The organism is Pelosinus sp. IPA-1 (assembly GCF_030269905.1).
Taxonomy (GTDB): Bacteria; Bacillota; Negativicutes; order DSM-13327; family DSM-13327; genus Pelosinus.
The window spans coordinates 89,597-116,258 of sequence record NZ_BSVC01000010.1; the positions used below are offsets into that span (position 1 = coordinate 89,597).

The 26,662-nt window shown below is 40.2% G+C and carries 29 protein-coding genes and 1 riboswitch; of the genes, 1 reads left to right on the forward strand and 28 read right to left on the reverse strand.

Features of this window, described 5'->3' with window-relative positions; genetic code table 11:
* Window positions 1-149: 149 nt before the first annotated feature.
* A riboswitch (cobalamin riboswitch) is annotated at window positions 150-328 on the reverse strand.
* A gap of 81 nt (window positions 329-409) precedes the next feature.
* From QSJ81_RS21785 to QSJ81_RS21920, 28 genes are all read right to left on the reverse strand, one after another.
* Window positions 410-1,063, reverse strand: a complete 654-nt coding sequence (locus QSJ81_RS21785) for a methyltransferase family protein (RefSeq protein WP_285719457.1) — start codon at window positions 1,061-1,063, stop codon at window positions 410-412.
* Window position 1,064: 1 nt separating this feature from the next.
* Window positions 1,065-1,826, reverse strand: a complete 762-nt coding sequence (lgt, locus tag QSJ81_RS21790) for a prolipoprotein diacylglyceryl transferase (RefSeq protein ID WP_285719458.1) — start codon at window positions 1,824-1,826, stop codon at window positions 1,065-1,067.
* A gap of 242 nt (window positions 1,827-2,068) precedes the next feature.
* Window positions 2,069-2,500 carry a hypothetical protein gene (locus QSJ81_RS21795; protein ID WP_285719459.1) on the reverse strand — a complete coding sequence of 144 codons (432 nt, stop codon included), beginning with the start codon at window positions 2,498-2,500 and terminating at the stop codon, window positions 2,069-2,071.
* 77 nt (window positions 2,501-2,577) lie between these two features.
* A complete protein-coding gene (locus QSJ81_RS21800; RefSeq protein WP_285719460.1) occupies window positions 2,578-2,772 on the reverse strand; it encodes a hypothetical protein in 195 nt (64 codons plus the stop codon).
* A 49-nt stretch (window positions 2,773-2,821) separates the two neighbouring features.
* Entirely contained in the window at window positions 2,822-3,082 is a 261-nt protein-coding gene (locus tag QSJ81_RS21805; protein WP_285719461.1) for a DUF2933 domain-containing protein, read from the reverse strand.
* An 18-nt stretch (window positions 3,083-3,100) separates the two neighbouring features.
* Entirely contained in the window at window positions 3,101-3,241 is a 141-nt protein-coding gene (locus tag QSJ81_RS21810; RefSeq protein WP_285719462.1) for a hypothetical protein, read from the reverse strand.
* Window positions 3,242-3,468: 227 nt separating this feature from the next.
* Window positions 3,469-5,247, reverse strand: coding sequence for an urease accessory protein UreH domain-containing protein (locus QSJ81_RS21815; RefSeq protein ID WP_285719463.1), 1,779 nt, complete (start codon window positions 5,245-5,247; stop codon window positions 3,469-3,471).
* 342 nt (window positions 5,248-5,589) lie between these two features.
* A complete protein-coding gene (locus QSJ81_RS21820; protein WP_285719464.1) occupies window positions 5,590-6,348 on the reverse strand; it encodes a hypothetical protein in 759 nt (252 codons plus the stop codon).
* Window positions 6,349-6,383: 35 nt separating this feature from the next.
* Entirely contained in the window at window positions 6,384-7,853 is a 1,470-nt protein-coding gene (locus QSJ81_RS21825; protein ID WP_285719465.1) for an FTR1 family iron permease, read from the reverse strand.
* Window positions 7,854-8,314: 461 nt separating this feature from the next.
* On the reverse strand, window positions 8,315-8,431 hold the full coding sequence (locus QSJ81_RS21830; protein WP_071842035.1) for a hypothetical protein: 117 nt from the start codon (window positions 8,429-8,431) through the stop codon (window positions 8,315-8,317).
* Window positions 8,432-8,462: 31 nt separating this feature from the next.
* Entirely contained in the window at window positions 8,463-8,879 is a 417-nt protein-coding gene (locus tag QSJ81_RS21835; protein WP_285719466.1) for a DoxX family protein, read from the reverse strand.
* Window positions 8,880-8,957: 78 nt separating this feature from the next.
* Window positions 8,958-9,599 (reverse strand): RNA polymerase sigma factor, encoded by a 642-nt coding sequence (locus QSJ81_RS21840; protein ID WP_285719467.1) that lies wholly within the window; start codon window positions 9,597-9,599, stop codon window positions 8,958-8,960.
* Between the two features lie 21 nt (window positions 9,600-9,620).
* On the reverse strand, window positions 9,621-10,466 hold the full coding sequence (locus QSJ81_RS21845) for a DODA-type extradiol aromatic ring-opening family dioxygenase (protein ID WP_285719468.1): 846 nt from the start codon (window positions 10,464-10,466) through the stop codon (window positions 9,621-9,623).
* A 215-nt stretch (window positions 10,467-10,681) separates the two neighbouring features.
* Window positions 10,682-11,416, reverse strand: a complete 735-nt coding sequence (locus QSJ81_RS21850) for a HesA/MoeB/ThiF family protein (protein WP_285719469.1) — start codon at window positions 11,414-11,416, stop codon at window positions 10,682-10,684.
* Window positions 11,417-11,653, reverse strand: a complete 237-nt coding sequence (locus QSJ81_RS21855) for a MoaD/ThiS family protein (RefSeq protein WP_285719470.1) — start codon at window positions 11,651-11,653, stop codon at window positions 11,417-11,419.
* Between the two features lie 17 nt (window positions 11,654-11,670).
* A complete protein-coding gene (locus tag QSJ81_RS21860; RefSeq protein WP_285719471.1) occupies window positions 11,671-11,955 on the reverse strand; it encodes a ubiquitin family protein in 285 nt (94 codons plus the stop codon).
* Window positions 11,956-12,134: 179 nt separating this feature from the next.
* Window positions 12,135-13,856 carry an aldehyde ferredoxin oxidoreductase family protein gene (locus tag QSJ81_RS21865; protein WP_285719472.1) on the reverse strand — a complete coding sequence of 574 codons (1,722 nt, stop codon included), beginning with the start codon at window positions 13,854-13,856 and terminating at the stop codon, window positions 12,135-12,137.
* A 326-nt stretch (window positions 13,857-14,182) separates the two neighbouring features.
* Window positions 14,183-16,183, reverse strand: coding sequence for a sigma-54-dependent Fis family transcriptional regulator (locus QSJ81_RS21870; RefSeq protein ID WP_285719473.1), 2,001 nt, complete (start codon window positions 16,181-16,183; stop codon window positions 14,183-14,185).
* Window positions 16,184-16,461: 278 nt separating this feature from the next.
* The gene (locus tag QSJ81_RS21875; RefSeq protein WP_285719474.1) at window positions 16,462-17,229 is read right to left on the reverse strand and encodes an IclR family transcriptional regulator; all 768 of its coding nucleotides are present in this window, start codon (window positions 17,227-17,229) and stop codon (window positions 16,462-16,464) included.
* A 139-nt stretch (window positions 17,230-17,368) separates the two neighbouring features.
* The gene (locus tag QSJ81_RS21880) at window positions 17,369-18,019 is read right to left on the reverse strand and encodes a bifunctional 2-keto-4-hydroxyglutarate aldolase/2-keto-3-deoxy-6-phosphogluconate aldolase (RefSeq protein WP_285719475.1); all 651 of its coding nucleotides are present in this window, start codon (window positions 18,017-18,019) and stop codon (window positions 17,369-17,371) included.
* An 18-nt stretch (window positions 18,020-18,037) separates the two neighbouring features.
* Window positions 18,038-18,976, reverse strand: coding sequence for a sugar kinase (locus tag QSJ81_RS21885; RefSeq protein ID WP_285719476.1), 939 nt, complete (start codon window positions 18,974-18,976; stop codon window positions 18,038-18,040).
* Between the two features lie 28 nt (window positions 18,977-19,004).
* Complete coding sequence (locus QSJ81_RS21890; protein WP_285719477.1) at window positions 19,005-19,763, reverse strand: sugar phosphate isomerase/epimerase family protein; 759 nt, start codon at window positions 19,761-19,763, stop codon at window positions 19,005-19,007.
* A 91-nt stretch (window positions 19,764-19,854) separates the two neighbouring features.
* A complete protein-coding gene (kdgT, locus tag QSJ81_RS21895; RefSeq protein ID WP_285719478.1) occupies window positions 19,855-20,826 on the reverse strand; it encodes a 2-keto-3-deoxygluconate transporter in 972 nt (323 codons plus the stop codon).
* Between the two features lie 150 nt (window positions 20,827-20,976).
* Window positions 20,977-21,732 (reverse strand): 2-dehydro-3-deoxy-D-gluconate 5-dehydrogenase KduD, encoded by a 756-nt coding sequence (gene kduD / locus QSJ81_RS21900; RefSeq protein ID WP_285719479.1) that lies wholly within the window; start codon window positions 21,730-21,732, stop codon window positions 20,977-20,979.
* Between the two features lie 54 nt (window positions 21,733-21,786).
* Window positions 21,787-22,614 carry a 5-dehydro-4-deoxy-D-glucuronate isomerase gene (kduI, locus tag QSJ81_RS21905; RefSeq protein WP_285719480.1) on the reverse strand — a complete coding sequence of 276 codons (828 nt, stop codon included), beginning with the start codon at window positions 22,612-22,614 and terminating at the stop codon, window positions 21,787-21,789.
* A 390-nt stretch (window positions 22,615-23,004) separates the two neighbouring features.
* Entirely contained in the window at window positions 23,005-23,247 is a 243-nt protein-coding gene (locus tag QSJ81_RS21910) for a hypothetical protein (RefSeq protein ID WP_285719481.1), read from the reverse strand.
* Between the two features lie 187 nt (window positions 23,248-23,434).
* Complete coding sequence (locus QSJ81_RS21915; RefSeq protein ID WP_285719482.1) at window positions 23,435-23,860, reverse strand: HutP family protein; 426 nt, start codon at window positions 23,858-23,860, stop codon at window positions 23,435-23,437.
* The gene (locus QSJ81_RS21920; protein ID WP_285719483.1) at window positions 23,861-25,267 is read right to left on the reverse strand and encodes a sodium:solute symporter family protein; all 1,407 of its coding nucleotides are present in this window, start codon (window positions 25,265-25,267) and stop codon (window positions 23,861-23,863) included. It abuts the gene before it with no gap.
* Between the two features lie 320 nt (window positions 25,268-25,587).
* Between QSJ81_RS21920 and QSJ81_RS21925 the strand changes: the two genes are divergently transcribed.
* Window positions 25,588-26,493 (forward strand): RluA family pseudouridine synthase, encoded by a 906-nt coding sequence (locus QSJ81_RS21925; RefSeq protein WP_285719484.1) that lies wholly within the window; start codon window positions 25,588-25,590, stop codon window positions 26,491-26,493.
* Window positions 26,494-26,662 lie beyond the last annotated feature (169 nt).

Sequence of the window (26,662 nt, forward strand, 5' to 3'; positions counted from 1 at the left end):
ACGTAAAAAAATAATCTCCCATCCAAGAACGGGAGACGTAATATAAGCCAGGCAAAGTTATAACGATAAAAATCCCTGCGAAAAAAACGCAACGATGAAATATTGTACAACAGCATTACTTAAATCCCCTCCCCATCGCTCGTGGGTAAACGGTGACTATTAAATAGGCAGTTCTTCTGACTTAGGATCGTAACATTCCTGCGCCTTCCCAAAACTATTATTTCAGTGACATCATGCAGGTTTGCTCCCCTTTACAGCGGCGGGACCGTGTTGGATTTACACCAACTTCCCTATTAAGCCCGTAGGCACCTATCTTACTATATTTAGTTAAGAAAATCCTATTTAAAGTTACTATCAATATCTAACGTTGTCAAGCTTTTGTTCAATACAAACCGTGTATCAAAACTTTTTACTTATCCTGCTTACTCCCAACTAGGCCCCTTCGACCTAATCTGGGGAAAAAACGTGGAGTCACTGCAGCATAGGCGGCATAGTCTTCACCAAATTGTTCCATTGCTTCCCGTTCTTCTTGCCTAGCCAACCAAATATACATCCGCACAAGAATAGGGAACATGGCCAGTGTTAACAACGTCGGCCACTGCAGCAGGAAGCCAAACAGGATCACGATAAAAGCAATGTATTGAGGATGACGCACATAGGCATAAGGCCCACTTATTGCGATTACGCCTCTACGCTGGGCGCTATGCAAAAATCTCCATGTAAAACCGAGAAAGATAAGCCCCCCAAAAATAAACCAGTTACTTAGTTCGTGAATAGGGTTATGATGTGGGTCACCTACCAGCCCCAGCAATGTATACCAAAGGTGTCCGGCATCATGAGAATAGAGATTGATTTGTGGATAGTGGCTCCCCAGCCACCCGGAAAGTAAGTAAATACTCAAAGGAAAACCATACATTTCTGCAAACAGCGCTACAATAAAAGCGGAAAAGGTACCAAAGGAACGCCAATCCCGCCCAGAACGCGGACGAGTAAAACTAAAAGCAAAAATAATAAAGATAAGCGAATTGATGACCACAATTGGCCATAGTCCATAATCTGACATGTTATTCAGTCTCTCCTTTCCGATACCACAACCATAAGCTGCTAGCAAGCATTGCCGTTAACAGCGCTGTCATTTGCGCCACTTTAAGACCGCCAAACATTAAACTATCCGTGCGTAAAAATTCCAAACCGAACCGAGCCAGGGAATAGAGAATGAAATAGGTTATTGCTACCTGTCCATCAAACTGTTTCCGACGGAATATATACAGTAGAACGGCTAGAATCATGAGATCAAACCCAGCCTCAAATAGTTCCGCTGGCACCAATGGCATTGCTCCCCATGCTTGATATGCGGGCGTTCCAGGCTGATAGACAACGCCATACCAGGCAGTTGTCGGTTTTCCATAGGCATCACCGTTTAATAAACAGCCAATACGCCCAATAGCCTGCCCTAGGATAAGACCTGGTGTACTAATATCGGCAAAACGCCGGAAGGATAAACCTTTACTTCGGAAATACCATCCCGCCAGCAATAAATTGGCTATCACCGCTCCCTGAATGGAGAGACCTCCCTGCCAAAACATCAACGCATACAAAGGATTGCTGCTATAGTCTTGCCAAGAGAAGACAACTTCCCAAACGCGTGCTCCTAAAAATCCTGCTATTACACCATATAAAACATATTCTTGCAACAGCTCTGCCGAAAACTCACTGTTTCTTGCTAGGCGTGTCGCTAGCCAGAAACCGGCAAATACTCCTAAAGATACCATAAGTCCCCAGGCGCGAAATTCAAAACTACCAATACTTAATAAGATGGGATACATGGTTCTTCCCCCCGTTCTATATCCTTCGCCTATTCTAGGCTACGTTAATTTCATCTACAACTAAGTGGAGTTATGCCCGCTTTCCAACAGGAATAACGGGCAGCTCCATGTATATAAAAGACCTCCTGGCAAACCAAGATGATCTGTCATGTCCATTACTATTAATCCATCGGTCTCATTATCCAAGCTGGCGCTCTACAACGCCAGCTTTTTGGATGAACAAGAAATTTTCAACATCCCTTTCATTGTCTGCTATATTGATCTTGATCCACGTCGGGTGCACTAGCTGGTGTACTGGACCTGGAAGACAGATTATTATTTTGCTCATTAGCGTCTACCGAATTCACTAAATCGCGCATAATCTGGCGAAGTTCTGGATCACTTGCCAGCATTTGCTTCATCGTGGCCTGCATTTCTGGATCTTTCATCATGCCTTTCATTGTCTGCTGCATATCACTGCTTTTCATCATATCTGCGCATTGTTTTTGCATTTCAGGCGAATTCATCATTTCCATGCTACCCATTTGCCCATTTTCCATCATTTTGCCTTGCATAACTGGTGGTTTCTCAACAGTTTTCTCCGCCGCACTTCCCACATTAGTACCCATTAGCAAACCAGCGGCAGAAATTGCAAATACCCCACCCATAATCCAACCTGTCATTCTTTTTTTCATAATTATTTATCCTCCTTCAAAATCTTATTATCAATTACTAAGCCTTATAGGCTTAGGGTAAGTAACTCAAATCAAAATTAAACTCCCACCAAACTATATTGAAACCAAAGGCCTCTGCGCTCTAAAATCTGCCGTACCTGTCCAGTAGTAATTAAGGTACGCGAGTCGTACAGCGAATAGCGTTTTTTCAACAAGCGCTCTAGCTTTGTTGTAATAGCGAAAAAATTCTTTGAATCTGCTTTTTCATACGCTTCAACAATCAATGCTTCCATAGCACTTCGCCTCCTTACGTCTTATATTTTAAATGTCAGTGTACTAATCCTAACTAGGTTGCTTTTCATCCTCCGCTTTTTTACCCATGCTCCTCATCATGAAAAAATGCATCAGTGGGCACATAAGAAGCACTAGGTAATTTGCTGATCCTTCATAGCCACTTTCTTTGAACAGCAGAACCAGACCGAGGGGAGCCAAGCAGCATACCATCATCATCACCATATGCTTCCAGCCACCACCACACCCCTGATGCTGCGCTTGGCTGGTATCTTGTTCCTTGGTTTGTGGCACTTGTTTATATTGATCCATCCTATTATCCTCCCCCTATTAAGAATGCATAATCATCGCTATTGCCATAAAGACTGTGCCCCAAGCACCCCATTGCAGTAATGTCAACACTCCCTTTTGCCATGGAGTATATTCTTCTATACTATCTTCGCTTATTTCCGGCGATTTATTGTTTTCCATTTTGTATCCCTCCATCTAGCTGATGAACTTTGTATTGTCCTTATCTTACCATGCTGTTGTGAAGAACCTATGAAGAACTTTTGAAGAACTTCTGATTTTTTTAAATGCTAAAAAAAACTCTGTACTTTCTTTCATAGAAAAAGCCTCGGCATTGCCGAGGCTACGTTTTTGCAAACAAAGAACCTATATTCACGAAACTCAGTACAAAACCATTCACTGACCAATATTTACAAGAATTTTGATCTGACGTTTTCCAGGTCAATCGCAGCAAGATTATCAACCACTTCGATAACACCAACAATTTTACGGTCCTTATAAATCCCAAACGTACCAACCTCATCTTGCCGAAAGTCTATCTCTTTTATTTCTTGCTTTCCTACAAATGAAGAAACGACCTTCTTCTGTTTGTAATCAACAATATTCCAGTCGCCAGTGGCATTATCAAATTCGGTGAGGTCGAATTTGATTTTTGCCAAGGCTTGTTTATTGATAACGACCACTAGTGGTTCAAATTCATACCCGATACCTTTTATCGATACGGTTTGAAGATTATTACTGATTGTGGCTTTACGAATAAGCCTTTCTGTTGAAACCTTAGCAATATCATCGCCATAGATACTTTCGACTTGCGTACCACCGGTGCTGCAGCATCCGCCTACTGATGAGGCAACAGATGTTTTATCTTTAGTAACATCAATGGCGCTGACATCATCCACCACCTTAATCACGCCTCGAATCATTCCCATCCAACAACTAAAGTTTATGTCTTGATCTTGTGGAGTAAATTCAATGATGTTTTCCCCAGAAGATAATTTTTTCTTACTATTTAAAGAAGGGATGATAATCTGGTTATTACAAGAGTTAATTTGTTCACCATCAACAATCCATTTCACTGGAATCCCCTTCTGCACATATAACACGTTTGGTGTGTAGCCTCTATTATTTGCCGACATGCGGATGGTTTGCACGCCATTATCAATTTGTGCCTTTGTTACCATAGAAGTTCCGTTAGTGCCTTTTGCTGTTAAATCCGAAAAGGGAAGATTCAGCCCCGCAATTGCTAAACCACGATTCGTCATTACTACACCTAACACAATCACAAGGACACCACTTAATTTCATAATCCGTTTCGTTGAATCTTTACTAAAAAGACTTGTCAATGTTCCAAAAGAAAGCATTAACGGCAATGTACCGAGAGCAAAAACCAGCATGGACGAAGCCCCCTGTAACACACTGCCTGTGCCCAAAGCATAAAGCTGCATCGTTTGGAGGGGACCGCAGGGCATCAATCCATTTAGGAGTCCAACCAAAAAAGGAGCCTTTACTTTCTGGTTTAACGAATATGTAGGTAATGGGATTTTTACATACTTCCTCAATATGCTAAATCCAGCCATATTGAGGCCCATAACTATCATAAAGATACCGGCAAAGATTGCAACACCAGACATAAAGCCAATTGACACAGTAAGAACCGATCCAATCCCACCGACGATACCGCCAAGTACCGTATAACCTAGTATCCGGCCCATATTATAGTGCAACGATGGTAGAAATAATTTTAAATTCCCTTTGGCTTCATTACCTATACTTTGTGACAACATGATGCCGCCACACATACCAACACAGTGTAAGGAAGTAAAAAGCCCAATCATAAACAAAACAAAATAGGTAACTTCTCCCTTGAGTTTTGACCCCATATCGAAGTTACCTGTATAGTTACCTAACAGGAGAACGGCTAGAAAGACAATTAAAATACCTGCAACGCTCTTAAACTTGCCCGCTGACTGAGTCCTATAACCAATGGTATAACCTATATTACGAATTATCTTACTAAATTCTTCAGGATTACATGTAACGGAATCATATTCTATATATACCATGTTCTCAGCATAACTGGCCCTAACTTTCTTAACCCCTTGTACATTGCGTATTACTTTTTCAATTCGTCCTTCGCAGGATGAACAATGCATATCCTGTATTGGAATCTTTTTAGCAATTGTACTCATGTAATCACCTCACTGGTTTTATAGCCACTCACTACTCTCAATCATAAATATTGTATTCTCCCTCTAACATATATAGGATGAGAGCACTTCAATTAGAACACTAGCCCTATTTTGTCCCAAATTACAACATTTAAACGGTTTAGGTTAAGTAAGAAAAGTTACCGAATAATCGGCAGCTTTTTTTGATCCGTCGTTTATTTTACGACCTTAGCCTATATATCTTGAAATAGAAGTATCAAAGAAAAAAGATTGTTTCACCTAAGCTATTTCCGTGCGTAAAGTTGAAAAACCAGAGAAGAAACCGGCTTATCCGAATTCATTCTCTGGTTTTTCATGATTTTTTTATTTTAAGTTTTGCACCAGTTTTTTCAATGATTGAGCCAAATCATCATTTAGCTTGGTCAAAGTTTCCTTGTCAATCGGACTTTTTTGTGACCCAGCTACCTCAGGGTTCAGACTTCTTTCGATTTCCTCATAAAGGTCTGCATTACGTGGCTTCACGCCATCCTCGAAGGTGCTCCAAATTTCCTCTAATTTGGGACCTACTTCTTTAATTTTAGCTTGGTCTCCCGCATCAATCGCCTTTTTCAATTCACTAGTAAGGCCAATTAACTGTGTCGCACCATTTTTAACTTGATCAGCTGGAATTAGCTTTTGTGCCAGATCATACAAATCTTGTATCAATTGGTCATTAAGTTTTGAAATAGCATCTTTATCAAAAGATGAAGCCTTTGTACCTGCCACGATTGGATTCAAACTTTTTTCAATTTTCTCGTAAATTTCAGGATATTTCGGTTTAATTCCATCCTCTATCTTAGACCAGTTCTCTTCTAATTTCGGCCCGTATTCCCTTACTTTGGCCTCATCGCCAGCTATAGCCGCTTTACGTAGCTGCCTAGCCGTCTTTAACAATTTGGTTAATCCATCTTTTACTGTGGCGTCGGAAGGAACTTTATCCGCGGTAGATTGGGTCGATTTTGTAGCGGTTGCTTCCTGTTTATCAGCAGATACACCTTTTGATCCACAACCAGTCAGCGCAAGGGTAGTGAGAAGCATAAGTATTACAAACAATGTAGCATTTTTCGAAGTAGTAGTTTTCAATGAATTGACCTCCATTTTTTTGTATTCGTTAGTTTTTAGTTCGTAGCAATCCTTTTGCCCTTTCTCTTGCGGATCTCGTTGACAATCAAGAAAGTAACAGCAAACAAGGCAATTGCCAACTGGGGAACCGCACTCTGCCAAGAAGGGAAAAATCCGAGAAAATCAATCGTTGGTAGAATCGTTGCGTTCGAAACAGGCACGATACCCGCTAACTGTAAGCCATGTACTCCAAGTCCCATAAATTTAACACATAGGTAGAATACAATTACGCTGGAAACTAGGAAGAAGGGACGAATGGGTAATTTTACGCCTACAAATAGCATCAAATAAGCAATGACAGTAAGAATGCCGCAACCGACAAAAATCCCAAACAGTAGCTCTTGTGTGCTGATTTGATTAATCATTCCAATGATGAAAAGGACTGTCTCAGTACCTTCTCGGAATACGGCCAAGAATGAAAGTACCCCTAGGGACATTACCCGTCCTGTACTCAAAGCGTTTTCGGTTTTCCCCTTAATATACCGGTTCCATTCCTCCATATTGGAATTGCTATGAAGCCAGTAACTCATATAAAGCAACATTACCGAGGCAAAAATCCCCGTCCACCCTGCTATTAGGAAATTGTTTTTCCCAAACGCACCAGAGGTAAAGACCAATTTGATGACGATTGCCAAGATCGCACTAAGAATTACCCCAGCAAGAACACCGGCCCAAACCCAACGCTTACCTTTGCCATCCTTTGATTTATTGACAAAGGCAAGCAGTGCGCCAACAACCAGTAATGCTTCCATCCCCTCTCTGAGCGGTATCATGGCTGCATCCCAAAAGGTATATGATGATTTTTGTGCCAAGGGGGTAAGATAGGCGATCATAGTCTCTACAAGGGCTGCCGCATTATCATACTTTTGATCGGCAATCATGGCATTAATGACAACCATGTCCCGTTCCGAATCGTTATAGATGGAAGAGGATTGGGCTACAACACTTCCCTCAACACTCAACCACGTTTCTCGTACTTTAGTTATCGATTCAAGCGACTTTGCCTGATCCTGCTTTTGAATATTCTCTTTCATTTGCTGTAAAAGCTCGACGAACTCAGAAAGAGTAGCGTCTTCTTCTTTCGAATCGGCGCCTTTCTCATACTGACCAAGAATATACTTTTCAGAAACTTGCTGTAAGTTTTTAAGTGCTGTCAATGCATCTTCCTGCTTATTAAGCATAAATGCATATTCAACCTGGCCCATTTGGGTTTCGATATCACGGTAAGCAAGTTTTGAATCCGCTTTTACTGTATCCTCTATATCAAGCCATTGATCGTGGAATTGATCATAAGCCTTTTTGGAAGACACCAGATCTGTTTTTGCTTTATCAAGGGCTTGATCGATATACGGTTTTGCCTTGGTCATGTTCTGAGCACCATCACTTGCAGCATTCGTAACATTTGCCCCAAAAGGCACGATGAAAATTAGTAGGAACATTATTAAAATAAAAAAACGTTTTCCCATGGACTCCCCTTTCTTTTTTGTATGTAATAATCAATACTAATAATCATTATCAATACGTTGGCGTATTTTTGCTAAATAACAATCGTTCGAATGTAGATTTAAATTTATCTTTTGTTCAATCTATACCATAGTCCCACTCGAACTTTCCTTATTTGGGAAAAATATTCACACCCTCTGATAATAGTAATGACAATAGTGATTTACATCAATACATGCTCTTTCGCCGATAATGATTTTCATTGTCATATTTGCAATTATAATGTCGAAGTTTGTCTTCGTCAAGATAAAAAATTAAAAAAACATATAAATTCATAGAATATATTTCAAAAAGATTACTAGTGATCCAAACAATCTTTTGTCTCTTTCTGTCTTGAATGAGGACTTGTAAGCAAGGTGGCCAAAGGAAAGGGCAACCAGCGAAGTTTATCTCTTCCGTTGATTGCCTTCATTTTTTCTGTTTTTTATTTTTTCTTCATTGCTTGACCGCAGCAGTGGATTTCTGGATTGCCACCAGCTTTAGTCACTGTCACTTCATTTCCACAGAGTTCACAAACTAATACTTCACCTAATTGAGCCATTAATAGAACCTCCCTATTTTTAATTTTTTTATCATCTAGCAGTTTTCTTTACAGAGGAACTTGCTTTGAATGAACTAAATAGATTTCCTAATGAATAGGTGTTACTTCCTGATAGAATCAACGCCACTGCGATAGCTAGTAACGATATATCAAACTCATACCCACCAATAAATCCTTTGCTCATTTTGACGGAAAAAATGGCTCCTAACATAACAAACATAATTCCAGCTGCTGCAGTGCGCGTAAACAATCCAAGAATCAGGAATGCGCCACCTACGGTCTCAATTGTAGTCACTACATAGGCAAGTGCGGCTGGCAATCCTATTGAGCCAAACCATTTAACAATACCCTCAAATCCAGCTATTTTTTGTAATCCATGAGCTAGAAAAATGATTCCTAAAGCGACACGGAGCACAAGCATACTCCATTCATAATAACGTTTTGACATTTTACTTCCCCCTATTTTCTATTTCATTTAGTTAGTCAACCTTTCTCCTAAAAAGGATACGGCTACTTTTATTTTTTTCTACATTATTTTATTGGAATCTTCTGCCGTAAAAATACCTACCCCTACCCCTTCCATTCCTTTGACCACAAAACCTTTGCTTATAATATTGCGCAAAGCCGCTCTGCCGCGATGAATTCTTGATTTTGCTGCATTGGTATTAATATTTAAAATACTGGCAACCTCGGGAACGGGAATTCCCTCAAGATCATGCAAAATAAGAAGTACTCGCTGAGTTTCCGGCAATTTTAAAATTGCTTGCTGAACTAGAAATTGTTTATACTTAGTTTCACACATTTTATCTGGATCTTCATTAGGACGTTCAATCGGCAGCATGACTCCTTGGAGACTTTCCTCCCACTCTATCTGATTGCTAGTTCGGCTTCTTTTTTTACGAAAATTAAAACATACGTTAGAACTCAATCGATAAACCCAAGTATATAAACTGGACTGCCCCTTAAAATTTCGCAAAGATCGATGTACTTGGAGCAGAATTTCTTGTAGGGCATCCATAGCATCGTCATGATTTCCAAGCATCCGGTAAGCCAAGGAATAGAGTTTCGTTTGATATTGATTTGTAAAAAGTTTTAATGCTCTCTCCTGATCTCCGACCTTATAAAAACGAATTATCTCCTGATCAACCGTCTTTTCATTCTCACTCATATTCTATCCTTCCTTTTATCTTCAATGAATCATGCCACTTGGCTGGCAATATTTCAAAAAATCTTCGTCCTTCTCATTATAACCTGAATCTAAAAATTCAACGATCCCCATGCCTACACCAGGCAACTTTTCATAAGCCCGAATATGCCCAGGAGTCTGTGACCCCATTACTCCTAGCAACATAAACAAGTCACGGAAATTCCCTTCAGGTTTTGCTATCTCTATTAATTCCTGATCAATCTTCAAAACGTCCATCCCTTTGCCTTCAGAAAGTAGCTTAAGCACCCGACGATCAAAGGTCTCATGCTCTAATCGCATTTTGCCATTCATAAAGCAGGTAAGGTCGTGGGAAAGGGAACCCGAAATAAGAAATAGCACTTTCCCCCCCCAATTTCTTAGTGTATGTCCTAAGGTTCTTCCCCACCGGAAAGCACAGAGCAATGAACCTGAAACAGAAAGGGGAATTACAGGAATGTTTTTCTCTGGAAACATGAAGTGTAATGGAATAGCAATGGCATGATCAGCACCATGTTTGCTACTGCTAGGAAAGATCAGATTTTTTTCACCTGCTTGTAAAAGTAAGTTAGCCAATTTAGGATTTCCCAAAACGTCATATTCAATTTTTCGGCGAAACCCGTAATAATCCATTACTGTTTCATGTTGCGATGAGTTATCTATGAAAAATTTATCGTTAGTCTGCCAATGGGTAGTGACAGCAACTACAGCCTCCACGCCCCACTCTTGCATCCTTTTGCCACTCTCTTGCAGAGCCTTTATAACAGGAGAGGATGGTTGGTCTATTTCATCTTCAAGCAAGGTTGGCGCATGAGGTACAATGATTCCATGAATATTAGACTCTATTTTCATTTTATATTTATCCTTTCTATCCCACTTTAATCTAGTAGAGTAAGTTACTATTTAGATATTGAATTCTTTCTATTATCTTAGTCACGAGAAAGCCTAAAAAAGATACGGGGATACTAAAAAAAATCTAAAATAAAAAAACTGCCGGACACCGACAGCTTTTTTATTACGGTACGTTGTTCTATATCCTATTAACTTTTGGGGAACTTGCCCTACAACTATTTCAATGTTAATACTTCAAAAAGGTTAAACTCTGTATCAAAATATAAAAGCCGATTTTGCAATACTTCACCGATGCCTGTTAAAAGTTTGACTACTTCTTGGCATTGAATTGCCGCAGCCAAAGCAGGAGTAGTTGCTGGATTTCCTAGCTGGGTCTCAATGCCTTTTTCCCCTCTACTATCTTTTTTATAGATCCTTTCCAAACCTACATCTCCAGACAACAGAGTAGTCACTTGCCCTGTGAAGCCAGCAATTGCACCATGTACAAAAGGTAAACCAAGTTCCCTTGTTATTTGGCTGAGTAGCAAGCGATCACGAATATTATCTAAAGCATCCACTACCACATCCACATCCGCCAGTAGCTCCTTGGCATTTTCCTTAGTGAGCATTTGAGGTATAGCTTCTATGATTATATCGGAATTAATAGCAGCAATCCGTTCTACTGCGGCAATTGCTTTATTTACCCCGATATTCTGTTCTGTCGCTAACAATTGGCGATTCAAATTATGAACCGCAAAGCTATCTCCATCAATCACTCTTATAAAACCTACACCCTGACGAGCCAATAATTCTATAATATTACCACCTAAACCGCCCGCCCCAACAATGACTACTTTCCCACGTAACAACTTTTGCTGCCCAGCCACTCCAATTGTGCCAATATTTCTTTGGTACCTTTCTGGGGTTTCCCCCTTCTCTAGCTTATCTAGACTACTATTACTCCCTATCATTTAACCACCACCTACAGCTGGGAAAAGTCCTACTCGATCTCCCTCTTGCAGAGCGGAGTCTAACGTACTACTAACACCATTTATCATAATAATATGAACCTCTGCCATATCAATCTTCATAGTGTTAAGTAAATCACTAACCCTACTGTCTGCCTGCACTTCAACCGATGACACCCCTGCAATCCAAGAAGGGTAATATCGCCTTAATGTAGCATATAACCGTACCTCTATGTACAATACTATCCCTCCCTATTTTACTCCTGTTTAATAAAACCTAATAGGACACGGTATGGCCCTGGCGTACCTGGGGGCACTAAAGCCACACGATCGCCAGGACAAATAATCGCATCAAAGGGGAGAAAAGCTTTTCCATTTATAAATATGATCTCAACGTCCTTCTTTGGAATATCCAATATTCCTAGTAGTTCGGGGCCTGTTACTTCTTTCTCTAAACTAAAAAAATAAGGATTTGACCAATTTCTCTTTTTAAATAAAGTAAATAGTCCCATAAACCCTCGGAGTTCAATCATATCAGGCATCAATCCCGCCCCCAGAATTCAAATAAAACGACTTATTCTCATTATTGAAATATATAAAAAACATTTTGAAACGCGAAGACGCGAGGACGGCGAAGAATAAGAACTAAAGCAATATCCCTTCGTACATCTTTGCGAGCTTCGTGTTTCAACGTTTTTCCTAGAACTTTATCACTAGATTGTTAAAAATTAAATACAGTGTCTAATTCTGCTTTTGGCACATCAAATGCTACATTATGAGGCGGTAACAGTTCTTTTCTAAAGAAGTCAGGTAAATCGTCAGCTCCACCACCAATACCTGCTGAAGCATTAAAAGCCCGTTCCTCTCTGAGCACTTGTTTACCCATTTCTAGATAATCACCAATCGTCTTATCCCACCCATAACGAGCATTGCACATCTCAACAATCCCCTCTAGACCTTCTGGAATATCCAAAATGGCAAAGGCAACAAATAGACAAAGGCCTGTGCTATCGATGAAAGCGGTAGCAATCTGAAGATTACGAGATAGCTCCACTTGTCCTTCTGGTTTTAGGGGATCTACTTTTCCACCTACACCAAGAATATTAGCTGTTACTGAATAACCAGCCGTATGATCTGCTCCCATGGTAGTCGTCGCATAGGTAACACCAACACCTTTAACAGCCCGTGGGTCGTAAGCTGGAATGGCCTGCCCTTTTACTGTTGGAACTCTACGCACACCAAATACTTTCCCCGTGATTTCTGCGCCAGCACCAAGAATCCGTCCTATAGGCGTTGCTTTTCCTAATTCGTGGATTAAGTCAATGGCAGCCTGGCTATCTCCAAATTTAATATAACCTGCTTCCATTGCCACTCCTATAGCCACCCCTGTATCAATGCTATCTACACCATAATCATCACACAAACGATTCATTAAAGCTATATCATCAAGATTATCAACACCTAAATGGGCGCCAAAGGACCAGCAGCTTTCATATTCAAAACCACCCGTCAAAACTTCTCCCTTTTTATCTTTATAGATTTGAGAACAGCGAATGATACATCCTGGCGAACAGCCATGTCCCGTTTTCCCGCCCCGTTCATGAATGGTTGCCGCCAGTGTTTCACCCCCAATGTTATTTGCCCCCTCAAATCTACCTGAGCTAAAATTCCTCGTAGGCAATCCCCCCGCCTCACTTAGTATATTTACTAATACATCAGTACCATAAGCAGGTAGTGCTTGACTTGTAACAGGATGGGTCAATAGGGCATTGGCTAATTTTTTCGCCCCCGCTCTAAAGGCCGGTTCATCTACAAAGGGCACCATTTTTGTGCCGCTATCATCAGCTATAATTGCTTTAATCCCTTTACTCCCCATTACTGCACCCATACCACCGCGGCCAGCTTGACGGGTAGGATCGCCTTCCATATCAGTAAACCCAACACAAGCTGTTGCCATCTTGCGTTCCCCTGCCGTACCAATACAGCCAATGGCGATTTTTGCACCAAATTTTTCTTGCAGTTTGGCTACCGTATCATAAATATCTAGTCCTTTTAATTCAGGCATTTCCTCTAAAAACAATCCTTCACTACAGACTCGTATAATATAGGAGATATCCTTTTTGGGTAATCCTTCTACGATGATCCCTCTAATGCCAAGCCGGCCTAGTTTATGCCCCATTGCTCCGCCTACATTGCTTTCTTTAATCCCTCCGGTTAATGGGCTCTTCGCGCCTAATGACATGCGTCCTGCATTAGGTGCTCCTGTGCCTGATAGTAAACCAGTAACAAAAACAAGCTTGTTCCCCTCTCCTAGGGCATGATCTGTAGGAGATACCTCAGTATCTATAATCCGTGAACTAAGGGCACGACCTCCTAGTCCTTGGTATGGCGCACCGTCATCTTTTTTCACCGATAGATCAGCCATATTTATACGATAAAACATCTATTTTCCCCCTCCATACTTAGTAAGAGTCTTTTTTTACCGTAACCTGAATTATCCTTTATCAAATAAGCCCCCTCTCCGTAAAATACCAACCATAACTATCTAACTGTTTTCAGTTCTTCCCCTGGATAGTTACCTCTCTAACTTATTCGAATTTTTCAGTTTACTATATGTAATCAGTAATTATGCATATACCATGCCATTCATGCACATAGAAAATAAGCCATTCCCGATAAGTTAGGAAGTGGCTTATTGATGGTTTTTGTAACAATAGTGTCACTTTTTTGTCACCTATAAGCAACACAAAAGTGACACTATTGTTCTATTTAATTTTCTACACCATATAAATGCATCTTACGATAAAGGGTATTACGAGAAATTTTCAGTTCTCGAGCTACTTCACTCACATTACCACCATGCTTTGTTAAAAACAATATAATTTGCTGTTTCTCGGCATTTTCCAATATTTTCTTTCGCTCTATACGGCCAAAATTCCCTTTTAGAACCTGAGAAAATATAGCATCTAACGCCACTGGAGGGTTTATTCCTGCACAAATCTCAATTGGCAAATGCACTGCTGTAATCATCTCAGTTCCAGACAAATTTACAGCTCGTTCTACTACATTTTGTAATTCACGCACATTACCCGGCCAATCAAACTGCTGTAAGCATTCTATTACCTGAGGATCAGCGCAAAACTTACAATTCCTTTCCCTACCAATTCGCTCTAAGAAATTAGTAAATAGTAAGGGAATATCTGCCTTACGCTCACGAAGAGGTGGAATATTGACAGTAATCACATTTAGTCGATAATAAAGATCTTGGCGAAACCTTCCTTTTTTTACCTCTTCCATCAAGTTTTTGTTTGTTGCACAAATAATCCGTGTATTAATCGGAATCATCTTATCGCTGCCAATGCGTGTTATATTTTTCTCTTGCAATACCCTCAGTAATGCGATTTGTTGTTCTAGAGGCATATCACCTATTTCATCAAGAAAAAGAGTACCACCAGAAGCAAATTCGAATTTTCCTGGTTTACCACCTCGTTTAGCACCCGTAAAGGCACCTTCGGCATAACCAAATAATTCACTGCCAATTAAATCTTTAGGTATAACACCGCAGTTCATGGCTACAAAGGGACCATTCCTTTGTTTACTCCGGTTATGAATAGCCTGAGCAAAAATCTCTTTTCCTGTACCACTCTCACCTTGCAAAAGAATGGTAGAGGCGGTAGGTGCTGCCAACGAAGCCACTCGTATGGCTTCTACTATCGCCGCGCTTTCACCAATAACATCGCCAAATTGCAACGTGACTTGATAACCATTAAATCGATTTTCTAGATTTTGCGTTGGTTTCGGACGCAAAAGAATAACTCCACCAATTACTCGGCCTTGCTCATCTAGTAAAGGGTCACCGGATGCCAGGCAGTGAAACATACTATTCTTCGTATCAACTATGCATTCAATCTCTTCATAAGACTCTTTACTATGCAGCATCAACTGGGCTATTACATTTTTGTTGCCAAATAGACGATCCATAGGCATTCCTACTATTTCATGCTCTATTGTACTTAAAATATCTTTAGCAGCTGGGTTAATTTGTTTTATAATACCACATTCATCAACCATCAATACCCCATCAGACATGGTATTAAAAAGGTTTGTTAAACGCTTATTCGCCTCTGCCAATTCTCGATTTTTTCGTTGTATGGCAAGTTGCGCAGTAATGGCTTCTGCAGCAGCAGCAACCATACCCAACGTATGCAGATGGGAAGTATAGGAGGCACCCGACATATCCAAAATTCCAATTACTTGTCCTGTAGGATTAAAAATGGGTGCTGCAGAACAAGTTAGGCAATGATGTTTTTGGCAATAGTGTTCTGCCCCTGAAACCTGAACGGCTTCTTTTATCATTAAAGCGGTTCCAATGGCATTGGTACCTTCTCTTTCGCTCCACAAAGCTCCTTGAAAAAAATTGCTCGTCATAGGATTGTTCAATGTATCTTCATCACCGAACATTTCCATTATATAGCCTCGCTCATCAGTTAAAGCAACTACAAATCCAGAGCCCTCAACAAAAGAATATAGATTCATCATAAAAGGTTTGGCTATCTCTATAAGCTCTCGTTTCTCTAAGAGCATAGAAAACATGGCTGCTTCATCTAATTTGCTATGGATTATATTGCCATAAGGGTTAACACTAGCCTCATAACAACGCATCCAGGATTCAATAATTAGCGAACGAGTAGAATACTGGCCCTTTTCTCCCATGATAAATTTTTTCCAATCGGGAAGAGTATAATCTTGATAACTATTGTTAATCGTCATAATACCCACCTTATCACAATGATAAGAGTAAATTTCGCCATTATCTTGCTGACACCTGCAACAAGATAAGAAAAACGCTAGGCGTCCTTTTTGAACCACAAAGACACAAAGGGGTTCTATCCATATCGTTCCCATCTTCTTTGTGTGCCGCGATAGCGGCATTGTGTCTTTGTGGTTCAATCTTTTTAACTAGAAACTTATAAATTCTGATAACATAAGAAGAGATCACTCTTCCTATCAGCTTTACAGCTAAATTAAAGAGTGATCTCTTTTTCTTCTTATCCCACATAACCTAAAATACGAGAAATACGCAATGTACTATCTAATAATTTATCGACTACTTCTTTTTCAATAAAATCAAGAGAGAAGCGAGTGGCAATTCCTGAGATACTAATCGCAGCAATAACCTTTCCTGCCTTATCATAAATAGGGGCGCCAATACATCTTCCTTCCATTTCGCTTTCTTGCTTATCTAAGGCATAACCTAACTTCCGAACATTTTCCATCTCTTTAAGATAATCAAGAGGTTTCGTCAGGGTATTTTCCGTCCTTTTTTCCATACCTTCTTCTTCAAGAATGGCAAGTATCTCTGCATCTGTATGATGCAACAGCAGAACTTTGCCAAGAGCAGTACAATGTACAGAATTAGTCGTTCCTAGTTTAGCAACTAAACGTGAGGGATGAGGACTTTCTACCGTATCTACATATAAAACTCGCTTTTTCTGTAAAATAGCTAAATGGATCGTTTCTTTCGTAAACTCATTCAGTGACTCTAAATACTCTTTTGCCAAGTGTTTTATCTCAAACTCTTTTTCTGCCCACTGACTCATCATCAATAGTTGGTAACCAAGTCGGTAATTCCCATTGTGATCACAGAAAGCATAGTTTCGATTCTCAAGATTATTTAACAAGCGGTAAACGGTAGATTTCGGTAGTCCCGTATCTTCAGTAATTTTTTTTATACTAATGGGATTTCGGCTATTACCAATTACCTCTAATATATCAAATGCCCTATGCAATGATTGCACTTCTATTTTTCCCGCCATATCTATGCCCCTTCCTTGTACCTTAAAAAGCAACCCTTATCATTATTGTATTATATCATTTTTACTAGAGCAAGCTCATCGTTACAATTCAGTCAGCAAGAATAGCAATAGACATACATGATTACTTTTCGTAACCAGCTTATCCTATTTCTTCTTTTGCTTTCTGGACAGCTGCTACAAAGCGGCGTGCTGTTTCTGTAACCAAGGCATAATCACCAGTAGCGGCACCTCGTGTTAAATTACCGCCAACCCCTACTGCTACACAACCAGCTTTAAGCCATTCTCCAACATTATCTATGTCCACACCACCCGTTGGCATTAGACGTGCATGAGGTAATGGCCCTTTTAATGCTTTCACAAATTTAGGCCCCATCATTTCTCCTGGGAATGCTTTTAAAATATCTGCGCCTGCTTCCATAGCTAATACTGCTTCACGCACTGTCATGATTCCCGGCATTACCGGTACACGATATTTGTTACAAAGTTTTACGGTTTCCACGTCAAGGCAAGGAGATACAACAAACTCAGCACCACTTAAAATAGCTAATCTTGCAGTTGTAGGATCTAACACTGTTCCTGCACCTATCATTACGTCCGTACCCTTATATTCCTCTGCCAGTTCAGCCATAAGCTGGTGTGCTCTCGGAATGGTAAAAGTAACTTCAATTAATTTGATGCCACCAGCAACACAAGCTGCTACTGTTTTACGCGCTTCTTCATGGTTTGCACCACGTACGACAACTACTAAACTTTCTTCGCAAAGTCTCTTTATTACAATCTCTTTATCCATTTTTACCTCACTACCTTTTTATTTTTGTGCCATAAAAGCTGATAGACCTTTTCTAGTTGGCAGTCCATCATTATCACCAGGAGACATAACTGCCAATGCACCAATTGCAGCTGCCCGTCTTACAGCTTCTTGCAAGGATAATCCTTCTAGTAAAGCGCTCACTAGGCCAACAGCAAAACCGTCGCCTGCACCTACTGTATCTACCACTTTTTCTACTCTAAAGCCCGGCGTGTAAAATTGTTGCCCCTCTGAACTTGTATAAGCACCCTCGGCACCTAACTTTATTACAACAGTCTTCACACCAGCAGCATGATAAGCATCGGCGATTTCTTGTACAGTTTCTTTACCAGTAAGCAATTTTCCTTCTTCAATACCTGGAATCACAATATCAGCAAGGCATGCTAAATCGTTAACTACACTTGCCATTTCTGCTTTATCTGGCCAAAGACCAGGACGTAAGTTGGGATCATAGGAGATTTGTACGCCTTTTTCCCGGGCTTGTTTAATCAATTCATATACTACCTGCCGGCATCCAGCTGAAAGCGCTGGAGGAATACCGGTCAAATGGATATGATCAAATCCATGCCAATTAAGTTCAGCGATTGTGTTTAAATCCATGTGAGAAGCTGCTGAATTTCTACGTAAAGAAAAAACCTGAGGGTCACCAGTCGTAACTTTCTGCTTCCACTGCATACCAGTAAAATAATTAGCATCGTAGGTAGCATAAGATGTATCAATACCATTCTGTTGTAAAAATTCTTCTATCTGTTTACCGAAAGGATCATCACCTAGTTTTGTAATATAAGTAACTTGATGCTCTAAACGCACCATACCGATAGAAAAGTTAACTTCAGCACCCGCAACAAACCGGGAAAAATGTTCTACATCTTTCAATGCACCTTCCTGCTGTGCTACAAAAAGTGCCATAGGTTCGCCAATTGTAAGTATTTTACTCATATTTTACCTCCTAAATTCAACCGTAACATTATGATTTGTTTACCTGTTGTATTTTTTCAATTGTTTTTAGTAATAATTCCTCTGGTTCTTCCCCACAAGGAAACTCAATGCCTACAGGTACATCCTTAGGCAATAGGCTAAGAGCTGCCCGCCAGTTAATATGACCACCATCTAAGCTGCGTACTTGAGGCCCTTGCAGCGTCATTTCCACGTCTTTTAAGTGAATATAGCGAACAAAAGGATATAGTTTTACAGCATTATAAAGTGGTTCTTGACCAACAAAAACAAAGTTACCTACATCATAAGTAGCATATACAGGAATATTGTTTGTACGGCACGCTTCCACCAACGCTAGAATGGTCTCAACTCTGCCATTGGCAGGAGATTGATCGCCTTCTACAGTAACAAGCACAGTATGCCCACTAAGTATATTCTTAAGATCAAACAGTTCCTTTTGAGCAGTATCATCAAATTCACCTACAGCGAATTTAACACGTGTAGCATCAAGTACTCTTGCTTCGTGAAGCACCTCGAGCAAACCACCACGATCTAATTTACCTCGTTTAAAGAGCACTGCTGGAATCGAATAATATACTTCCAGACCAAGCTCTGCTGCCTTACTGCGCATTTGTGGCAGTTCCACGGCAAAGTCCTTGATCCATTCGCGCCGCACTTCTACTTTTTTCACGCCTAAAGATGCTACTTTAGAGAAAAGTTCAACCTGTCTCGTTCCCTTACTAACAGCATCAGCAAAAACTAATAGGTTAATCACAATATCTTTCGACATATTGCTCCTCCTCTCCTTTATTGGTTAAAGTCCGAATGCTTAATAAAAGAGGCATACAGAGAATGCCTCTTTTCATTAAGCCATATCGGATTTATGCTTGTTTTACAGCTTGCTCTTTTTCTTTCATATAGTTGCTCCACCAAGCTGTCAATATTGGAACCATAACGGATGTTACAATAACTGAAGTAGCAACTAACGTAGTAGCAGCTTGTGCAACTGGTTTAAATTCTGGTAGCATTTCACCAATAATGAGAGGATTGGTAACAGCTGCTCCCGCAGTACTGGATGCCGCAAGCCCTGCTGTACCATTGCCGCCACCGATAAATTTATCAGCTAACATCAATGGAATACCTGTAACTATAATAACGGAAATCCCTAATGTAACTCCTAATAATCCAGTTTTACCAATTACATTCAAATCAATTGTATTACCTAAAGCAAACGCAAAGAAAGGAATCATAACATTAGATGCCTTACCAAAGTATTCTCTTAGTTCGCTATCTAAATTACCTAATGCAAAACCAACTAAGAAAGGAAGAACAGCACCAACAAATAAACGTGGTTCAAAGGTTGCTAAACCAGAAGTGCCCATAATAAGCATGGTCACTAAAGGACCTGATTCAATTGACATGAGGACAAACGCTCCTGCCTCTTCCTTGGAACCGTATTGTTGCATAATGGAAGCATACAAACCGCCATTGGTCATATCCATAGCTGCAATTAATGCCAGAGTGGACAATCCAGCGAAAAATCCCGTTTGTACCCCATTTCCCGGAAGGACCTTGGCTGCGATAAATGCTACAACCCAAGCAACGGCAATTTTAGTCAATACTAAAGTACCTGATTTTCTTAGCACTGTACCTGTAGCTCTAATATCAATACCAGCACCCATACAAAAAAACCACACGGCAAGGATGGGTACGGTACCAGTAATTAAACCATTCGTAAAGGATCCGAAATATTTACCCGAATCAGGGAAAAACGTGTGACATATCGCTCCCAAAAATAAAGGAACCAGCATGAGGCCACCAGGAATTCTGTCAATCGTGTGTTTGATTTTCATAGTTTACCTTCCCTCTTTTATTCAATATTTTTAAATATATATAATTGCGCACTTAAACTAAATGTTTCATCATCTGTGAAGATTCGGAATTCATTAGCCATTAGATAAGGCAGCCTTTGAGACCGGCTACCTTATCTAAATCTATTACTACTAACGAGCTAACCATCCTCCGTCAACCGCTACAGTGTAACCATTCACATAGTCAGAAGCAGGTGCTGCCAAAAACACAACAGGTCCTTCTAAATCTTGCGGCAAGCCCCAACGTCCTGCTGGAATACGATTGACAATTTCAGCATTACGTTGTTCGTCAGCGCGAATCGGAGCTGTATTGGCAGTAGCCATATAACCAGGTGCGATTGCATTGGCATTGATATTATATTTAGCCCACTCATTCGCCATCAAGCGAGTAATTCCCATTACGCCGCTTTTGCTACCAGTATAGGAAGGTACGCGAATACCACCTTGGAAGGATAACATGGAAGCGATATTAATAATTTTGCCGCCTTGACCTTGTTTAATAAATTGTTTTGCTGCTGCTTGGCTGAAAAAGAATACGGTTTTGAGGTTGAGATCCATAACATCATCCCAGTCTTTTTCCGTGAAGTCGATTGCATCGGCACGACGAATGGTACCAGCACAGTTAACTAAGATATCAAGTCTGCCAAATGCAGCAACTACTTGATCAATTACAGCAGGAATCACTTCAATGCTCATCAAGTTAGCATCTACAGCCAAAAATTTTCTACCTGTAGCTTCGATTAATGCTTTTGTTTCAGTATTATCACCTAAGCCTACACTAACAATATCTGCTCCCGCTTTTGCTAAAGCAGCAGCCATCCCTTGGCCAAGCCCCATTGCTGCACCAGTAACAATGGCCACTTTTCCCGTCAAATCAAACATACTCATATAGAACCTCCACTATCTTTTTATCTAGTATAGATTTTCATTTATCAACTAAATTTATTTCAATGTTTTCATTGCAACATGGTCCATATCATCAAAAGTTTGATTTTCTCCCGCCATACCCCAAATGAAAGTATAACATTGGGTACCTACGCCAGAATGAATTGACCAGCTAGGTGAAATAATTGCTTGTTCATTTCTCATTACTACATGTCTGGTTTCTGTTGGCTCACCCATATAGTGGAACACAACAGCATCTTCCGGAAGATTAAAGTACAAGTACACTTCCATACGACGATCATGTGTGTGACAAGGCATAGAATTCCACATATTCCCTGGCTCAAGAACTGTCATTCCCATTACTAATTGACAGCTTTTCACCCCTTGTGGATGAATATACTTATATATGTTACGGTCATTTGACTGGTTTATAGAGCCAAGATGATTCGGAGTGATTTCGGATTTTTTAATTTTCACTGTTGGATAGGTTTTATGGGCTGGTGAGCTATTAAAATAAAATTTAGCTGGTTTGCTAGCATCTGCACTTGAAAAACTAATTTCTTTTGCACCCATACCAATGTATAGGCCATCAGTTGTACTAAGGTCATGTTTCACACCATCAATGGTAACAGTACCTGGGTTACCAATATTAATAATCCCCATTTCCCGTCTTTCTAGGAAATAATCAACCCCCATTCCAGCTCCTGCTTCAAGCACTACAGGTTCAACAGGACATACACCACCAGTTATCATCCGGTCAACGTGACTGTATACCATTTTCACTTCATTCGGCACAAATAGCTCTTGGATTAAAAATCGATTTCTTAATTCCTCAGTTGTATAATGTTTTGCATCCTCTGGATGAACGTTATGTCTAACATCCATTTAAAAAGCCTCCCTTTTCTCACTATGTGGATTTATTTTTCATTTATACCACAAATATTCGCGTAATATATTCTAAATCCTCTTTTTATTCTCATAAATAAATAAATTATTCCACTATGCGGAATAATTTATTTATTATATTAATATACCCTGTAAAAATAAGAAAAACGTTACGCGTCCTTTTTGAACCACAAAGACACAAAGGTCACAAAGGGGTTATATCCATTTCATTCCCATCTTTTTTTGTGTGCCGCGATAGCGGCATTGTGTCTTTGTGGTTCAATCTTTTTAACTAGAAACTTATAAATTCTGATACCACACACAAAAAAGACACCTTACAACCAATTCTTGGTTGCAAGGTGTCTTAGTAACAAGAACTAAGAGAGAAGATTATTCGACCTCTTCCTCGTCTTCTTCGCCTGCTATAATATATTCAAAGGTATCAAGAATATTAGAATGATGTTCTTCTAACGCGTCACTCATCAATCTTAAAACTGCCCCAGTTTGCTCTTCGGGCAAGCCCATGGCAATAATAACATCCGATAAACGATCTTCGAGAAGCTCAATATCATCTGTAAACAACACTGGAATTTCATCCGTCATTTCAGGATCTTTTTCTTCACAACCGCACATAATACACACTCCTTTTTTCCTATCAATTTAATCAACTAAGCACCAATCACACTTTTAGCATTTGGTGTTTTTACTTGTCCAATACCATAGTACCACGTATTTCCAGTGATGTCTTGTAAACAATTTGTAAATCTTGTAGAAAAATAATAGTTTTTTTCTTTATTTGCGAAATTTCGCGGTCTGTAGCCTATTCTTCTACCGACGCCAGAGAACGGTGGGCCAATCCTACGGCTACTTCATTAAGATTCAAAACCCCCACACCAAAATAAACTGCTACGCAAATATGTTCACCATGACGGGCGATCCCGATCTTTCCGCCCACATTAAGCCCAACTGCTTTCGACGTAATTTGTTCTAAGGCCGCATGTGTCGCACCAGCAACAGCCCCTTCACCGACATGATTGGCACTGACCAATCCCTGACGTTCGGCGGCCACCACTGCCCGTTCAATAATTTTTTTGACGGAACCTAAATATTCCCCGCCAAAATCAACAGCAACAGAACGGATATCACGAGCGTTCAAGCGCTTCTGGATCTCTTTCTCATCCTGTCGATCCTCACTAATCGCCATATTCATTGCTGCCCTACCGACAACAATACTCGTAATTTCCACTTAGGCTGCCTCCCTCTTTTGTATGACTGTAATTTTTTCGTTATCTACGATGGCAACAATAAAGAAAGTAACAAGGCAAACCAACCACTCCATGTAGATGGGATGGGCAAAAATCTGAATTGAGGGGAACATTTGCCAAGCAAACAATGTTATCATACCTGCCAGCGTCGTATAAAAGGCAGAATTTCGACGACAGAAGTTTGGTGCAAACATAGTAAATAAAAATACCAAGGTAAAAGCTGTTGTAAGACTAAGACCAATTAGCATCGTCTTTACAATACCTACAGCATTAAAGGCAAACCACAAGGTAGCGATTCCTAATCCTAAAATAGAAGATCGATTGATGACTGTGTATTTTTCATCACTTACACTAGGATTAATGAAACGCTTGTAAATATCTTGAGAAAACAAAGTCCCTGCAGCTAGTAAAATATGGCACGCAGTGGCAACATCCGCTGCCCATAATGCTGCCAATGTCAGTCCAGAAATGATAGGGTCTAATCCCATAATCATTTGAGGAAGTGCTAATGTTGCATTCATACCTGGATGTGCAACCCTAGCTGCCATTCCCATAATGGCACACAAAAAACCTACGGGGAAAATTAAAAGTGCCCCCCACAGAAATCCCTTTTTCGCAGCCTTTCCATCTACTGCCGAACAAGCAACCTGCACAGGCCCCTGGGCCGTAATCGTTTGCGTCATCATAACAGCAAACCAACCAACAATCGTCGCTAATCCCAATCCACCAAGAGGACTAAACCAGTCTACATTAGAGGGTAAAGAGGCCGCCAGATTGGATAAACCACCTTGATTAGAAACAGTCGTCACCGTGCTAATCAGCACACCAATGTAAATTAAAGTCACACTTAAAATATTGGACAAACCTGATGACCATAAGCCACCAATCAATGTCGTGCCAATAAATACTATGGCACTGGTTATCATGCCCCCCTGGAAGGAAAATATACCAGGTAAAAGCGAAGACAAGATAGCTCCGCCCGCAAGATATTGAAGTGAGGTAATCACCAACTGAATGGTGATCATTCCTAAAACACTAATTGCTCGCCCTTTTTTATCATAATAACGTTCAAACAATTCCGGTATCGTCGTACAATCCATCTCCCGGTACTTTTCTGCTGCCACCATTGCCATCAATACAGCTCCTGCCGCCCAGGCTACATTGTACCATCCAGCAGCAATACCATATTGATAGGCATTTTCTGCAACACCAATCGTCGATGCTGCGCCAATCGCCGTACCCGCAATGTTCGTTGCCACTAGCAGTGTGGTAAGCTTGCGTCCAGCAAAGAGAAAACCGGTACTACTTTCCGTCCTGCGTTTAACATAAATACTAATCCCAAACAAAACACAAATATAAAGAATAATGATTACGAGTTGAATATTCATTTTTACCATCCTACCTTCCTACAAATAATGTACAGAAATTGGCTAAAAACAAAAAACACTCCACAAAAGGAGTGCACAATGCCCTTATAACCATCCTGCCATCCTACAAATGATACAACCATCTTACTATACTACTATTCTACGTAATAATTATATAAGTAATGGTGAGACTATGTCAAATGGTAAACACAATATAGCGTTGCACTTGTGTAGCCCTACGGCAAATCTCACTTGCCGCGAACCATTGTATTTACATAATAAATATTGTATTATTGCACTAAATCATTCCAAATTCTCATTATAGAAAGAAGGACCTACAAATGAAATCTTTTATTACCTATAAAGTATCCAAAGAGCATGCAGGTTTTACTCTTGAGGAATACCTAAAGCAAATCTTACAATATTCTGGAAGAAAAATTCAAAAGCTGACACGACAAAAGGGTATTTTTTTAAATGGTAAAAAAGTTTTTCTGCAAAAAAAAATTAAGGCAGAAGATACATTACGAGTCCTACAATCTGAGGATTTGTCTTATGGGGTAGAACCTGAACAGGGTCATATCGAAATACTCTACGAAGACGATACCATGTTAGTCTTACATAAACCAGCCTATCAGCTCGTTCATCCTACAGGGCAAACCACTAGCGGTACATTAGCAAATTATCTTGCTTACTTACTTAAAGAGCGAGGCACTATAAGCACAGTTCGCCCTGTACACCGACTAGATAGGGAAACCTCAGGTTGTATCATCTTCGCAAAGGATTCCCGTAGTCAATTCATCCTAGAACAGCAACTAAAGGCCGGAACCTTAAAACGTACCTATTGGGCTTTGGTAAAAGGAATCGTCAATCCAACTGCTGCAACCATTAATGCCCCAATCGGTTTTCACGCCACCTTGGCCAACCGACGGGCGATAAACGAAAAAGGTGAACATGCTGTCACTCACTACCAAACCATCCAAACATTATCCTCAGCTTCATTACTTGAATTACATTTAGAAACGGGGCGAACCCACCAAATTCGAATTCATTTAGCACATATTGGCTACCCTATTATAGGAGACGCCATGTACGGAATTCGCACGTCTTGGATGCCAAGGCAAGCTTTACATGCGGCTTCTATTACTTTTAGACAAGTAGAAAGCAATGAGGAAATTACAGTAAAAGCCCCCCTACCGCAGGACTTTCTAGAGGCCATCAACTTTTGTAAAAAAGAAAATCCCTTTTAACTGATACATTTTGATATTATAAGAAAAGACTTGGCTTGTGCCAATACATCGGACGCGGGCAGAAGCCTTAGTCGTTCTTACTTGGAATCAAGAAGGTGTTATACTTTCTGATTCCGTAAACAACCGGGTGATAATTCTTTTTTGAATTATCACCCGGTTGTTTCAAGAC